The organism is Mycobacterium sp. IS-1496 (assembly GCF_001499995.1).
Lineage (GTDB): Bacteria > Actinomycetota > Actinomycetes > Mycobacteriales > Mycobacteriaceae > Mycobacterium.
Window position 1 is genome coordinate 11557 of sequence record NZ_LQIU01000035.1, and the last position, 13781, is coordinate 25337.

Annotated in this window: 14 protein-coding genes; 9 read left to right on the forward strand and 5 right to left on the reverse strand. The window is 71.5% G+C overall.

Translation table 11 applies throughout. The annotated features are described in order from the left end of the window. The first annotated feature begins 17 nt into the window (after positions 1-17). From AU195_RS18185 to AU195_RS18210, 6 genes are all read left to right on the forward strand, one after another. A complete protein-coding gene (locus AU195_RS18185) occupies positions 18-2051 on the forward strand; it encodes a SaeA-related protein (RefSeq protein WP_059160486.1) in 2034 nt (677 codons plus the stop codon). Further along, the gene (locus AU195_RS18190) at positions 2048-4540 is read left to right on the forward strand and encodes a GAP1-N2 domain-containing protein (RefSeq protein ID WP_059160459.1); all 2493 of its coding nucleotides are present in this window, start codon (positions 2048-2050) and stop codon (positions 4538-4540) included. The genes AU195_RS18185 and AU195_RS18190 overlap by 4 nt, the downstream gene beginning before the upstream one ends. 1 nt (position 4541) lies before the next feature. Beyond that, complete coding sequence (locus tag AU195_RS18195; protein WP_059160460.1) at positions 4542-5699, forward strand: hypothetical protein; 1158 nt, start codon at positions 4542-4544, stop codon at positions 5697-5699. Between the two features lie 102 nt (positions 5700-5801). Further along, on the forward strand, positions 5802-6842 hold the full coding sequence (locus AU195_RS18200) for an FHA domain-containing protein (RefSeq protein WP_059160461.1): 1041 nt from the start codon (positions 5802-5804) through the stop codon (positions 6840-6842). A gap of 60 nt (positions 6843-6902) precedes the next feature. Then, positions 6903-7412 (forward strand): pyridoxamine 5'-phosphate oxidase family protein, encoded by a 510-nt coding sequence (locus tag AU195_RS18205; protein ID WP_059160462.1) that lies wholly within the window; start codon positions 6903-6905, stop codon positions 7410-7412. Then, positions 7412-7891, forward strand: coding sequence for a nitroreductase family deazaflavin-dependent oxidoreductase (locus AU195_RS18210; RefSeq protein WP_059160463.1), 480 nt, complete (start codon positions 7412-7414; stop codon positions 7889-7891). The genes AU195_RS18205 and AU195_RS18210 overlap by 1 nt, the downstream gene beginning before the upstream one ends. Here the strand turns inward: AU195_RS18210 and AU195_RS18215 are convergent. Genes AU195_RS18215 through AU195_RS18225 form a run of 3 tightly spaced genes read right to left on the reverse strand, consistent with a single transcriptional unit; the run spans position 7869 to position 9575 of the window. Then, complete coding sequence (locus AU195_RS18215) at positions 7869-8714, reverse strand: acyl-CoA thioesterase domain-containing protein (protein WP_059160464.1); 846 nt, start codon at positions 8712-8714, stop codon at positions 7869-7871. The genes AU195_RS18210 and AU195_RS18215 overlap by 23 nt on opposite strands. A gap of 48 nt (positions 8715-8762) precedes the next feature. Then, positions 8763-9068, reverse strand: a complete 306-nt coding sequence (locus AU195_RS18220; RefSeq protein WP_059160465.1) for a GNAT family N-acetyltransferase — start codon at positions 9066-9068, stop codon at positions 8763-8765. A 12-nt stretch (positions 9069-9080) separates the two neighbouring features. After that, positions 9081-9575, reverse strand: coding sequence for an EVE domain-containing protein (locus tag AU195_RS18225; RefSeq protein ID WP_059160466.1), 495 nt, complete (start codon positions 9573-9575; stop codon positions 9081-9083). A 124-nt stretch (positions 9576-9699) separates the two neighbouring features. Here AU195_RS18225 and AU195_RS18230 point away from each other — a divergent pair, with 124 nt between their 5' ends. Further along, a complete protein-coding gene (locus AU195_RS18230; protein WP_059160467.1) occupies positions 9700-9978 on the forward strand; it encodes a DivIVA domain-containing protein in 279 nt (92 codons plus the stop codon). A 180-nt stretch (positions 9979-10158) separates the two neighbouring features. On the opposite strand, the gene AU195_RS18235 is transcribed toward AU195_RS18230, so the two are convergent. Next, positions 10159-10452 (reverse strand): WhiB family transcriptional regulator, encoded by a 294-nt coding sequence (locus AU195_RS18235; protein WP_011557485.1) that lies wholly within the window; start codon positions 10450-10452, stop codon positions 10159-10161. 357 nt (positions 10453-10809) lie between these two features. Here AU195_RS18235 and AU195_RS18240 point away from each other — a divergent pair, with 357 nt between their 5' ends. Both AU195_RS18240 and AU195_RS18245 read left to right on the forward strand, forming a co-directional pair. Continuing rightward, positions 10810-11565: a hypothetical protein gene (locus tag AU195_RS18240; RefSeq protein WP_059160468.1), complete on the forward strand. Its 756-nt coding sequence runs from the start codon at positions 10810-10812 to the stop codon at positions 11563-11565. Positions 11566-11676: 111 nt separating this feature from the next. Continuing rightward, a complete protein-coding gene (locus tag AU195_RS18245) occupies positions 11677-12597 on the forward strand; it encodes a hypothetical protein (protein WP_059160469.1) in 921 nt (306 codons plus the stop codon). 82 nt (positions 12598-12679) lie between these two features. On the opposite strand, the gene AU195_RS18250 is transcribed toward AU195_RS18245, so the two are convergent. Beyond that, entirely contained in the window at positions 12680-13660 is a 981-nt protein-coding gene (locus AU195_RS18250; RefSeq protein WP_502687358.1) for an MPT63 family protein, read from the reverse strand. Between the last annotated feature and the right edge of the window lie 121 nt (positions 13661-13781).

Genomic DNA, 13781 nt, shown 5'->3' on the forward strand with positions numbered 1-13781 from the left:
CGGGCGGTGTCGCGGAGGTGACCGAACACCCGCAGGCGGACGACGATCCGCGACTCGGCGCGCTGCTCGAATGGCGTCAACGGCTCATCGACACCGGCGCGGTGTCGGCCCGCAGCTTCAAGGAGGCCCACCTGCGCCTGGTGCTGCGGTCGGGGCGCACCGACGTCGAGCAGATCCGGGCCATGCTCCCGGGATCGGTGTCCGAACACGCCGAGGACATGGCGCGCGTCCTGGCGGAACTGCCCGGCCCCACCGGCGCCGAGGCGACCGCCGCCGAGGACGACCCGACGGGCCGCCACCGCGGGGACGACCCCGCCGCCGAGGCCGCCGCAGCGCCGCCGTGGTTCGATCCGCTGTCCGGATCCCGCTCGGGGATCGACGATTTCGCGCCGTACGCGGGAGACGCCCCGGCCGCCCCGGCGCACGGCGTCACGCTGCACCGCCGCCGCGACACCGGAGCCCTGGAACTGCGCTGGCCCGCGATCGACGCCACCGACCAGGTCGTCGTCTACCGCGTGGTCAGCGGGGAGGACGCCGCACCCCGGTCGCCCGACACCGCCGACCCGCTCGCGGTGACCACTGCGACGTCGGCGACCGACGACCGGCCGCCGGTGGCCGCGGTGCGCCACTTCCAGGTGTGGGCGAACGTCGGCGCCACCGGGCCGGAAGCACGGGCGGCGCAACCCGTTCTGCATGCCGGCGGCGTGTTGATCGGCCGGATCACCGACCTCGCCCTGCAGGAGGACTCGGGCCGGGTGGTCGGCCGGTACACCGTGCCGCCCGGGGTCGGCGCGGTCTACGTGTACCGGATGCCCGTCGGCGAGGCGCACCACGACGGGCCGCAGTACCGCATCCTCGCCGGGCAGGACAACCTCGCCGGGTTCGTCGACATCGACGTCGAACGCGGATACCGCTACGTCTACCGGGTGCGCTGCGCGGCGCCCGTCGGCGGGGTGCTGCGACTCTCGGAGGCCGCGGAAGCCGGTGTGGACGTATCGGCGGTGCTGGCGCCGGTCACCGATCTCGCGATCACCGGCAGCACCGCGGACGCCACGGTGCTCGACCTCGCGTGGACCACACCGCCGGGCGGACGCGTGGTCGTCTACCGCACACCCACCGGTCCGAGCGCGGGCGCCGAGGCCGACGAGCTGCCCGAGGACGCACTCGATCAGGTCGGTCTGCCACCGGAACTGCGCCTGGCGCAACCGGTCACCGAAGAGCGGGACGAGGACGGGCGAGTCCGCACCGCGATGCCCGGCGTGGCGTGGCCGGACCAGTGGAGCCGCGCCTACTTCACCCCGGTGACCCTCATCGGTGGCCGCGCCATGCTGGGCAAGACCTTCTCCACCGTGCGGACCGGGGTGATCCGCGACATCGAACTCACGGAGTACTGCACCAAGCAGGTGCTCACCTTCGACTGGCCCGACGGCGCCGCTTCGGTCGTCGTCTACCTGGCCCCGCGGGGCCACGATCCCCGCAACGGGCTCACCGGGCAGACCTACGAGATCACGCTCGAGGAGTACGAGAAGTACGGCGGGCTACAGCTTTCGGGTCGACTGCCGGTACACGGCTGCTCGCTGCACCTGGCGCCGATCGCGTTCACCGGCGGGCGCCGTGTCATGGGCGCGATCGCCAGCGTCGACTACCAGGGACTGCTGAGGCTGCAGTACGCGGTGCGCGTCGGCCGCGACGCCGAGGGCCGGCCGTTCACCGCGACCATCGCGGTGCGCTCCGAATACGACCTGCCCGGCTCACCGGCGTTCGTGTTGGTCAACAACCCGCACCGTATCCCCTTGAGCGTGCACGACGGTGAACTGGTCGACGTCGCCCCGCTCGACGATCAGGGCCGACTCGCCGCCCCGCCGGCCAAGGAACTGCGGTGGTCCCAGCTCACCACGACCGGGGGCAGCGAATTGTGGGCCGCCAACGTCCGGAACCGGCAGGGCTGGATCCGCTTGTTCGTCAGCACGCCGTCACCCGCCAGCCTGCGGTTGATCGCGCTGCTCGACCCACCGGTGGAGCACCTGCGGCTGATCCCGGCGGCGACATGACGGGTCGCTACGGACAGCTCAGCTACACCTCGTTCGACACCGCCGCGCACATGGGCGGCTGGCAGGTCAAAGAGACCTCCGCCGACCTGTCCCCAGACGAGGTGCACGCCCTGACCTCCGGGGTGCGCACCGTGTTCCGGCCCGCGCAACCGCTGCCCGCGTATCCGACACCGGAGCAACTCGACCTCGGCCCGCGCCGGCTCGCCTACGGCACGCTCGACCGTGGGCGCGCCGGATACTGGCACACCGTGCCCGCCGGGTCCGACAGCACCGGCAGGCCCGGAAACGTGTTCGCCCACGCGCTTCTCGACCGTGCGGCGGGCGAACGGTCCGACCGCCCCATCCAGTGGTGGCGGTCCGACGGCTGGCTGTGTCCGTACGGTCCACACGCGGTGAGCGCCGCCGCACTGCCGGAAGAGCCACCCCCACCGGGGCGCGTGGTCACCAAGGACAGCGTCGTGCAGTTCGTGCTCGACCCCGGCGCCTGGCGGCTGGCGACGCTGTTCGGACTGCTCGACGCGGTCGCCGCCGCGCTCGACGGTGGGCCGCCCGTGGTGCTCGGTGTGGACTCGGCGGATTCGGCCGCCCAGTGGATCGGGCTGGTCAGTTTCCTGATGTCGTCGGGAACCGCTGCGCGTCTGCACTTCTCGACTTTCGACCGGGCCGACCAACTGAACCTGGCCCGGCAGAGCAGGCAGCACCTGACCGCGGTGCCCGTCGAAGACCTCGAATTCGTCCCCGACGACGTCGTCGCGATCAGTGAGCACACGACGCTGTCGCTGGGCGAACTCGACCACGAACCGCACCGCACCGCCGACGGGCGGGCCATCACCGTCACACCGTGGTCGGCGATGGCGCAAGTGGTGCTGCTCGACGCCGAATCCGCGCGGTCCGTCCTCGACGACATCGACCACCACGCCGCGCAGGTCGCCGACGCGGGCCTGCATCCGGCCTGGCCACTGGCGATGTCGGTGGCGCACCGCGACGAGTTCGCCGACGCGCTCACCGAGGCGCACACCGTGATCGCCGCGCATTCCCCGCGCGCCGCGAGTGATTCGGTGGTGGCCCGCACCCTGGCCGCCGTGATGCGCGCCGCGTTGGGTGCCGGCACCGCCGACGCGTGGAAAGCCCTGCAGGACAACGAGAACGGGCCCGCGGCAGATCTGGCCGAGCTGACGTATCTGTGCCGCGCCGTGGCCGACGAGGAATGGTTGAGCCGGCCGGGCCGGATCCCGTCCCGCGAACGGGGACCCGACCGGCACCCGCCGCCGCGGGAACTGCGCGAGGCCATCGGACCCGCCCTGGCCGCCGCGCGCAGCGGCGGCGCGTACCGGGTGGCGCGGTTGGCGGATCTGCTGCTGGGGTCGGGAATCGACGACGACCGGGTGACCGCCGCACTGCGTGCCGAGGTGGTCCCGGACCTGATGAATCCCGAGGCGGCCCCGGCTCTGCTGGGTGAGTTGCGGGAGCGCGTCGGTGCGCCGACCCGGCTGGCGCTGGCGGCGGCGCTGCTGCAGGGTCCCGGCGACACCCCCGCGGTGGGTGGCGACGTCCTGGACTGGTTGGCCGACGGCATCCGGGCCCCGGCGCCACACGACCTGCGGGAAGCCGAGCCGTGGGATCCGGTGTGGACCAGGGCGGCGCTGCGCGGGATGCGGACCGTCGCGCGCGGCGCCGGTGACCAGGCCGACCGCTGGGCGAGCCTGTGGTGGTTGCGGGTCAGCGGCTCGGACCGCTTCGAACAGGTCGCGGGTGACTCGGTATGGCACCCGGACGAACTGCTTGCCGCCGTGGGGGATTCCGCCCTGCCCGGCGCGGCAGCGGTCCGCACGCTGGTCGGTGCGCCGGCGTCGGCCGCGCTGGACCGGTTGGCCCAGACGGTGCTTCGGGCCAACAACGACGACGTGGCGGTGGCGTGTGCGGCGGTGCGCGTCGTCGACCCGAGAGCCTGGATCGAACAGGGATTCGCCGCCAGCCACCAGGCGGCGTACGCGCCGCTGTGGGAGAAGGGACTGGAGACGGTCGGGACGGCGACCGCCCATCATGACTTCGCCGTGCGACTGGTGACGTTCGCGGCGATCGGGCTCGCGTCCGGAGCGCCCTATCCACCGTCGAGCGCGATCCTGGCCGGCGACCCGCAGGTGAGCGCCGGCGCCTTCAGACATCTCGCCGCGCTCCTCGACGGCTACGTCCTCAACGCCGTGTCGGTGCTCGCGGTGGCCGCACTGCGCTTCGCGCACAACGGTGACGACCCGGTGGCGGTGACGGACGGAATCGAAGGGCTGATCTGGCAGGGCGCGCGGCATGTCATGGCCACCCGCCGGCCCGAGTCCATCGACGTCGACATGATCGCCGCCACCATGGCCGGACTCACCGGCGAGCCGACCGACGGTGCCGTCCGCCGGCATCGCAGGACGGTGCTGAGACTGCTGGCCCGCCGACCGGACGCGCAGACCGCGCCGATCGCCCGAACCCGCTGGAGCCGTTGACGTGACGAAATGCCCGCGGTGCTTTGCGGTACTGGACCCGAACCAATACCTGTGGACACTTCCCCCGCAGGCCGGCGGCACCCGCTACCGCGACGACCTCGCGTCGTCCTACCTCGGGGCGCCCGCCGATTCGGGTGCGCTCTACACCTGGGCCCGCCCGCCCGGCTACACCGGACCGCCGCCACCGCTGTCGGAAGCCAGTCAGGCGCTGCAGGGTCCGGCGGTGGAGATCTGCCCGGTCTGCCACTTCATGCTTCCCGACGACTGGAGAAACGGTCACGCCGTCTGCATCGCGATGGCCGGCGCCCGCGCCACGGGCAAGAGCCTCTACATCGGCGTGCTGGTCAAACAACTCGAGTTGCTGTGCGAACACCTGGGGGTGTCCATGCAGCCGGTCACCCGCGCGACCGCGGTGGCCTACACGACGAACTACGAGACGCCGCTGTACGTGCAGCGCGGTCTGGTGCCGCCGACCCCCACCGTGCAGACGCAGGCGTCCCATCAACGTGAGCCGCTCATCTACGGCATCGGGGTGTGGCACGGCGTCCGGCGCTACCTGGTGTTGCGTGACGTCGCGGGGGAGGATCTGGAGTCCGGCGATCTGCACACCCCGCCGTTCCGGTTCTTCGCCAATGCCGACGCGGTGTTCTTCATGTTCGACCCGTTGCGGATCAAGGGGATTCGCGACCAACTCCATGACCTGCTCCCGGCCCAGGCGTTCAGCGGCGGCGATCCGCGCGCGGTGCTGAACAACGTGTTGCACGCCGTCGGCGCCACTCAGCCCAAACTCGCCGTGATCGTGTCGAAGTTCGACGCGCTGCGGGTGTTGCGCGACGTCGAGGGCTCGGAGTGGAGCCTGATCATGTCCAACGCCGGGGCGGCCTATCTGCGGGATCCGTCGGACACCCCGCACTACGACGAGTCGGACGGACAGTTGTTGCACGAGGAGGTGCGCAGCCTGCTCACCCGGTTGCACGGCGGGGCGATCGTCGCGGCAGTGGAGAACCCGTCGACCGGCATGAGGCTGCCGCACCGGTACTTCGCCGTCTCCGCTCTCGGCGCACCCCCGAGCGGAAACCGACTGCATTCGCGGGGCATCGCGCCGTTCCGCACCGTCGACCCGGTGCGGTGGGTGACCGCACCCTACGGCGTCCTCTGACGCATCCGTCGATTACGGCACGGCACCGGGCGAACCGCATCCGGCCGCAAGGACCCCCCGATTGGTTAGCATCGCAGAGCGAAGTGATCGCGGGGGAGGTCGATGGTGCAGGGCGCTGGCGAACCCGTTCCGGCCCTGCGGATCCGGTGCGAGGAGATCCCGTACACCCTGGTGCCCGGCGACGCGCCGATCCTGATCGGCCGCGAACTGCCGGCGCAGATCCGGGTCGACGATCCACGGATCTCGCGGGTGCATGTCCGGGTCGCCGTCGACGGCGGCCATTGGGTGATGAGCGACGCCGGCAGCACCAACGGGGTGTTCGTCGACGGGAAGCGGGTGGATTCGGTGGAGATCCGGGGCACCGTGACCGCCCGGCTGGGGCATGCCGAGGGCATCGCGGTGACCCTGACGGTCGACGGCGCGGCCGTTCACGACGGGACCGCGGTGGACATCGACGTGGACGTCGCCCGTGCCGGTGTGGCTGTCGCGGACCGTCGCGAGGAACTCGGCTTCACCAGGCGCCGACTGGATACCGACGGGGTGATCGACCAGCAGACGCTGGCCGACTTCGAGGCCGGCAGGCGGTGGCCGTCCGACGATGCGCGGGCCCGGCTCGAGGAGCACCTCAAATGGCCGTCGGGCGCCATCGCCGCGGTGCGGGCCGGTGGCCCCGCGCCCGAGGACGAGAGCACCGAGATCCTCTCCGACACAGTCCAGATGGCGGTGATGGTCGACGCCGCCTACATCGGGCTCGGCAACGTGAAGGCCCGGATCGACAAGGCGCCACCCCAGGACGATGGGGCCTATGACGAGTATGTCGGGGCGCTGCTGTTCGATCTGCGCGGGCTGGAGAAGATGGCCCGCAACGCGGGCAGGACGACCGGGCGTCCGGACGTCGCCGTCGTGCTCAGGGACATCCGCCGCACGTACAACAACCTGATGGTGCGGGCGGCGCAGGCACCGGGTGCGCCGCTGAGCCGACGGCTCTACGCCGCGCGGCACTGCGCCGAGTTGACCGTCGAGGAGACCGCGGACGCGGCCGGGGTCAGCGTCGAGGCCGTCACCGATGCGGAGGCCGGCCGTGCCGACGCCACCGCCGCCGCCGCGCTCGAGGCCTTGGTGCGCCGGCTCGCCGACCGCTGAGACGCGCTGAACACGAGGACTCGTGTGCCGGCCGCCGAGCGGGCCTGATAGGCATACACCGTGGGCAAGAACGAACGGGCGAAGATCGTGATGTCCGACGCCGAGATCGCCGAATTCATCGACCACAGCCGAACCGCGACGATGGCCACGGTGCTGCCGGGCGGCCGGCCGCACCTGGTGGCGATGTGGTACGCGGTGCTCGACGGGGAGATCTGGTTCGAGACCAAGGCCAAATCGCAGAAGGCGGTCAACCTGCGCCGCGACCCGACGGTGACGGTGATGATCGAGGACGGTCTGACGTACAACACGCTGCGGGGGGTCTCCATCGACGGCCGCGCGGAGATCGTCGACTCGGACCCCGATCTGCTTCTGCGCGTGGGGATCAGCGTCTGGGAGCGCTATACCGGCCCCTACAGCGACGAGATGAAGCCGTTCGTCGACCAGATGATGAACAACCGGATCGCCGTACGCGTGGTGCCCGAGCGGATGCGCAGCTGGGACCACCGCAAGCTCGGGATGCCGGAGATGCCGCTGTCCGGCAGCACCGCGCAGTACCTGGGTGAGTCCTGATGTCGGCGCAGGAACGCCCCAAGCAGCTCGACTCTCCGGTGCTGCCGAAGATCTTCAAGTACGCCGGCAGGGCGCATGTGTGGGTGTACCGGCGCACCGGTGGCCGGATCGGCGGTAAGTGGCGCATCGGCGCGGGCTTCCGCAAGCCGGTGCCCACGATGCTGCTCGAGCACCGCGGCCGGAAGTCCGGGAAGGTGTTCGTCACGCCGCTGCTGTACATGCACGCCGGAGCCGACGTGGTGATCGTCGCGTCGCAGGGGGGACGCCGGGAGCACCCGCAGTGGTACCGCAACCTGGTGGCCGGCCCGGACGTGTTCGTCGAGATCGGCTCGGAACGTCGCGCCGTGCGGGCCGTGGTCGCCGACGCCGAGCAGCGGGCGCGGCTGTGGCCGAAGCTGGTCGACGTCTACGCCGATTTCGAGACGTACCAGAGCTGGACGGACCGCGAGATCCCCGTCATCCTCCTGCAGCCCCGCTGAGACCGGGTGTGAAGCCGGGGTTGGCGAGCGCGGTGACCGTGACGTTGCCGAGGGGACCCAGACGGTCGAACAGGGCCGCCACCCCGGTGGACACGCCGTCGCAGGCGTAATGGGTCAGGGCCGCGAGCCCGAGGTGCGGGCCGTCGGGCAGCCGGCTCAGCGACACCGTGTAGTCGGCGTTGATGAACGGTAGGCCGGTCGACCCGAAGTTGGTCAGCGAGCTCGCGTAGTCACCGGCGATCGCCGCGCGGACTGTCGGCGTCAACTCGACACCGTCGATCAGCGGCGTGACTTCCCGTATCCACACCGATTTCGGGCCGTCCTGCTGCCACCCGCTCAGGTCGGCGGTGGGGGTGGAGGCATCGGCACCGCCGAACACCCACAGCACCGTGGTGCGGTTGCCGATGTCGGCCGGGTCCGGCGGTAGCGGCGGCATGCTGACCGGGCTCGTCCAGGCGTCGTCGACCGGTTCGGGGGCGCGGCGCAGAAGCAGGGCGCGGGCACGGGCGACGACCGTATCGGCCTGCAGGAGTTCCGCGTCGACGAGCCAGAGCCGCCGGCCGCGGCGCAGCACCGTCGACCGGGTGCGCACCGGCGCCATCGTGACCGGCCGCATCAGATCGACCGTGAGCCGAGCCGGGTGGATCTCCGGATCGGCGTCGGGGTCGCGTGCGACGTCGCGTTCGACGACGTGCCCGAGTAGCCCGCCGACGTACGTCCCGCTCACCGTCTCGCCCCAGGGACCCCGCGCGATGGTGGTCGGGATGAACGCGTCCCCGTCGGGGACGAAGAATGCCGGCGCGGATGGTCGGGGCGTGGTCACCGCGCCGACCCTAACGGTGTGGGCCCCCTCCGGATGCGGCGGCTTCGGTCAGCCGTGGACGGGGTCGACGATGTCGGCGTACTCGTCGTGCTTCTGGATGTAGTTGGCGACGAGTTTGCACTCCGGCACGATCCGCTTGCCCGCCGACCGCGTCTGCTCCAACGCCTCCGCGACGAGGATGGTGGCCAGTCCGCGGCCCTCGAACCGGCCGTCGACCTCGGTGTGGGTGAACACCCGTTGACCCTCGCGGTCGGTGAACTCGGCGAAACCGACCGTCTGGCCCTCCACGCCGATGGTGAATCGATCGGCTTCGGCGGTGACGGTGGTGGACGCGCCGGTCTTGTCGGTGGTCACGGGCTCTCCTGATCAGTCGGTGTCACTGGGCGGTACTGCTGTCGGTGCGGGTACCCCGCCCGCGCCGTCGTTGACCGTCGTTACCCCGACCAAATCGGACGAATGCGTCATGGCCGCCCGGATGGTCTCGAAGTCGTGGTCTTCGATGTGGAACACACCGAAGCGGAACTTGTACCCCCAGCGCTGTTTGTTCTCGACGAAGTCGAGGGCGTCGATCAGCGGGCGGATCGGGGTCTCCACACAGTCGAGGAAGTCGACGTTCCGCCGCCACACCTCCCCTTCTGTGGACGCCTGGTACGGCCCGTCGTCGACCACCCGGCCGAGCGCAGTGAACGCCTGCAGTGGTTCGCCGTCGGGATGGGTGACGCGCGGCGAGTAGAAGATCACCCAGTCGCCCCGGGACATGCGGCGCAGCGCGTGGGGCCTGCCGTGGTTCGCTTGCAGGAATCGGCCGCGGACAGCCCGTTCGACGTGGTCGCGGCTCACGGTGTTGATCCAGTTCGTCATGCCCGCACGCTAAGCGCCGGACCCGACAGATCGCGGTCCCGTCCACCGGGGTTGTGGACGGACGGCGCTCTGGGGATGACCGATGCGCCGCACGACAAGATCGGCGCCGTCTACGATCCACTCGATGAGCGAGCCCTCCGGCGGGCTGACCGCTGATGCCGTCCGCAACGCCACCTTCTCGAAACCCGCGTGGAACAAGCGGGGCTACGACCCCAAATCGGTACGGGACTTCTTGGCGTTGACGGCCCGCCGCCTCGAGGGCCGCGGCCACCTCTGCGCCGACGACGTCCGGCTGATCAGGTTCCCGAAGCCGCCGATCGGCCGGCGCGGATACCACGACGGCGAGGTCGACCAGTACATGTCGAGGGTGGCTGCGGCGATCGCCGCGCTCGACGGTCAGTGAGAAGTTGAGGACGGTGCCGCCATGGCGCCTCTCGGCGTGTGGTCGCTCGAAGCGACTGTTCTGTGGTGGGGCCCGGGGCATGCCCGGCACCGTCGCAGGGTGTAACCGCCCACCCCGCAGAGGTATTCCGGCCGGCCCGCCGCCCACCCCTCGGACGATTCGGCGGTGGACCGGACGGGGTCACGCGGACTCGGGAAACACCCGGCGGATCGCGCGGACGGGATAGCCGTTGCGCTCGGCCAGCGAACGAAGTTGCTTGAGCGCAAAGGTCCGGCCGCGGCCGGCTTCCGGGATGACGATGCCGGCCCACAGGCCCTCGGCGCGCGGCAGTTCGACCGCGTCGCGGGCACACATCCAGCGGCGCGGGCAGCCCCGGCAGATGGCCTTGGCCTCTTCGTCCGCCGTAGTGGTCCAACGCTCCGGATCGCGGGTGCAGGCGCCGACCGGGACCTCCAGGAATGTCACGTTGCTCATGGGTTGCTCCTTCTGACAAGCCGTGCGGGCCAACGCCTCGCGTCGCAGAGGAATCTATAGCAACAACCGTAGCGATGCAACGGTTTCTAGGCTTGGATCGGTCAGCGGGTGGACGTGGGGTGGCGCACGAATCTGCCGAAAGGGCGTTGACGTGCGGAGAAACTGGCGAATGAGGCGCGATGACGCTACAGTTCTGGAAGAGTAAACCGAAGCGTTCCCGTATCAAGGTGAGGCAGAAGATGTAGCTTCGATACGGATTCTCCGGCTCACGTGAACCGGAGTCATAGCAGTACCGGTTCCCGCGGTTAGTATTGCTGCACCGAGCCGTCGTCGAGCCAGCGAGGATGAGCGCCGTCCATGACCAACGCGGAGTCGATCGACGAGGCGACCGGGATCCTCGACGCCGGGGTCGCGCGCGCGGGTGCCGCGGCCGCCGCGCGGCGCCGTGAACTCGACATCAGCCAGCGCAGCCTGGCCGCCGACGGCATCATCAACGCCGGCGCGCTGATCGCCTTCGAGAAGGGTCGGAGCTGGCCGCGCGAGCGTACCCGGGCAAAGCTGGAAGAGGTGTTGCGCTGGTCTCCGGGAACCATCGCCAAGCTGCGCCGGGGTGAGCCGGTCGGCGTCCGCGACGCCACGACCGCCCCGGCCCCGGTTGCGGCCCCCACGGCGCCGGCCGGTGCCGAGGCGCCGCTCATCGCCCAGGCCGTCGAGGCCGCGGTTCACACGCTCGGCGCCACCGCGGACGTCCTGCCCCCCGTCGACGATCCGGACTTCACGCCCCGGGTCACCACGATTCTGTCCGACCTGCGGCAGCTCGAGGCGGTGGCGGCTCGAGCGGCTCGTATCGGGAAGGTCACCCCGCCCCTGATCAAGGCGCTCAGCGCGGTGCGCGGGCGGATCGACGAGCTGACGATGCTCGCGGCCACCGCGCCGAACGCCACCTTGGGGCAGCGGCTGTACGCGGTCCGCAGACGAGCCAATCTGACGATCAGCGAGACCGCGCAGGCGGCGGGCGTCTCCGACGACGACATCGCCGACGCGGAATCGGAACGGCCGATCTCGGAGGCGGCATCGGCGGCCGTCGAGACGCTGATCGGCGCGCTGGAGTGAGGTCGCCGCGGTTCGGCGCCGCCGCCGCCTACTACGCTTCCATGGGTACGTTTGCCGAGTTCACCCGAGCGGGGGTATCGAAGTGACGACGAGGTACGTGGAGGTCCCGACATGACGTGGCCGCCTCCGCCCCCGTCCTCGGACCCCTGGGCCAGCGGTCCCGTCCCGGGCCGCGACGACGCGGACCCCTCGGCGGAGCCGGCTTCCGAGCCGGCCCCGGAGCCGTTGTGGGAGCCGCTCGCCGACCCGGTCGCGGGTTCCGATCCCGACGAGTTCTCCAAACCCGTCGAGCAGCCCGTCGAGCAGCCGATCGATCAACCCGTGGCACAGCCGATCGACCAGCCGCACGCCACCGCACCCGCCCCACCGCCCCACCAGCCCCGTCCCGACGGGGCCTGGTCTGCCCCCGGTCACAGCGCTCCGCCGCCGGTGGTTCCGCGGGCGCATGTCGCGCCGCCGCAGCAGAAGAAGCCGGTGTGGCTGATCGCCGCCGCGGTGCTGGCCGTGATCGTCGTCGGCGTGGTGGTGTGGTTGCTCCTGCCCTCCGGCGACGGCGGTGACGCGCCCGCCGCGTCGACGACCCCCTCGCCGACCCGCACCGCCGACCCACGAGCCGAGGCCGATCTGCGCGCGGCGCTCCCGCGTGGCTACGCCGCCGACGCGTGCGGGATGCAGACCCCGCCCACCGGTGCGCTCGCCGAGGCGTCCTGCGGTGCGAACACCGACCCCGGGGGCCCGCCGTCGGCGACCTACACGATCACGGCCGACGACACCGCGCTGGACGCCACGTTCAACGACGTCATCGAGGCGTCCTCGATCGTCACCTGCCCGGGCAACATCCAGTCGCCGGGGCCGTGGCGGCGCAACGCCACACCGGAGAAGGTCAGCGGCGTGTTGTTCTGTGGGCTGCAGTCCAACAGCCCGGTGTTGGCGTGGACCAACACCGAGGAGTCGCTCGTCGCGGTCGTCAAGTCCGGCCCGCAGGGCCCGGGTCTCGACCAGCTCTACACCTGGTGGACGTCGCACTCCTGATCGTGGCCGAAACGCACCGGCGGGGCTGACCGCGGCTCGTGCCGCAGCAGCCCCGCCGAGGTGTTCGCGCGGAGACGGTGCGTCAGGGCACCGGCACGGGGGTGGGCGTCGGGAGCGGTGCGCCCTGGCCGTGCGGCACGGGTGCCTGATCGCCGGTGCTCACCGGGATCGGCGCAGGACCGCTGCCCGCCGGCTGAGGCGCGGGCTGGGCCGGAGCCGCCGGGGCCGGAGCCGCGGGGGCCGGAGCCGCCGGAGCGGGCGCAGGTGCGGCCGGGGCCGGAGCCGGGCTGCCCTGGCTACCCGCGGGCAGCGGGGTGCCCTGCGCGCCGGCCGGCAGTGGGGTGCCGGAACTGCCCGCGGGCAACGGGGTGCCCGAGCTGGTGGCGGGCAGTGGGGTGCCCGAGCTGGTGGCCGGAAGCGGCGTGCCGGAGCTGCCCGCGGGGAGCGGGGTGCCCGAGCTGCCTGCGGGGGCCGGGACCAGTTCGGCGCCGGCGGGAGCGGGTTCGCCGGGGGTGGCCGGTTCGACGGCCTCGGCGTCGGCCGGCGGAGTCGACTGCGCGGCCTGCGGCGCCGACGACGTGGCGCTTCCGGACGGCGAGGAGGCCGACCGCGGGGTGGAGGACGGCGTGCTCGACGGAGCCGGCTGCACCCACAGCAGCAGATCCTGGCCGCCGTCGTTGTAGACGACGCTGTCGGGCTGGGCGCCGGTGACGTCGAAGTACAGCTTTCCGGTGGTCTCCTGGCCCTGGCCGAGGGTCGCGGGGTTGACGCCCTGCGCCGTGGCGACCTGCCACAGCGCGCGGTAGGTCTGACCGTCCTTAGCCCGGGCGTTGAAGTTCGACACGATCGGCGTCGCCGCGCCCTGGATCGCCTGGTCGGTGGCGGTGGCCTCCCACAGTGTTCCGCGTACGGCGTAGGGGATCGTGTCGGTGCTGGCCTTCAGACCGGTGACGGTCCAGCCCTGCACCACCGATCCGTTGACCAGATCGGCCTGCTGGCCGATCTCGTGGACGGCGGGGCCCGCCGGCGCACCCGACTCCGCCCCGGCGATCGGTGCGGCCATGACCGCACCGGCGGTCGCGACGGTTGCTGCCAATACTGTGGTGATCTTCAACGCGCTTCACTCCCTGAGTCGTCCTACGGCCGACTCCCCCGTTCATGGAGGCGGTCCCGCAAGCGAACCT

What these genes read in the sequence shown, in the direction of transcription:
- AU195_RS18230 (WP_059160467.1), top strand. Translation starts at nt 9,700, where the DNA reads ATGAGCGAGCCCTCCGGCGGGCTGACCGCTGATGCCGTCCGCAACGCC.
- AU195_RS18235 (WP_011557485.1), bottom strand. Translation starts at nt 10,452, where the DNA reads ATGAGCAACGTGACATTCCTGGAGGTCCCGGTCGGCGCCTGCACCCGC.
- AU195_RS18190 (WP_059160459.1), top strand. Translation starts at nt 2,048, where the DNA reads ATGACGGGTCGCTACGGACAGCTCAGCTACACCTCGTTCGACACCGCC.
- AU195_RS18250 (WP_502687358.1), bottom strand. Translation starts at nt 13,660, where the DNA reads ATGGCCGCACCGATCGCCGGGGCGGAGTCGGGTGCGCCGGCGGGCCCC.
- AU195_RS18240 (WP_059160468.1), top strand. Translation starts at nt 10,810, where the DNA reads ATGACCAACGCGGAGTCGATCGACGAGGCGACCGGGATCCTCGACGCC.
- AU195_RS18245 (WP_059160469.1), top strand. Translation starts at nt 11,677, where the DNA reads ATGACGTGGCCGCCTCCGCCCCCGTCCTCGGACCCCTGGGCCAGCGGT.
- AU195_RS18225 (WP_059160466.1), bottom strand. Translation starts at nt 9,575, where the DNA reads ATGACGAACTGGATCAACACCGTGAGCCGCGACCACGTCGAACGGGCT.
- AU195_RS18210 (WP_059160463.1), top strand. Translation starts at nt 7,412, where the DNA reads ATGTCGGCGCAGGAACGCCCCAAGCAGCTCGACTCTCCGGTGCTGCCG.
- AU195_RS18200 (WP_059160461.1), top strand. Translation starts at nt 5,802, where the DNA reads ATGGTGCAGGGCGCTGGCGAACCCGTTCCGGCCCTGCGGATCCGGTGC.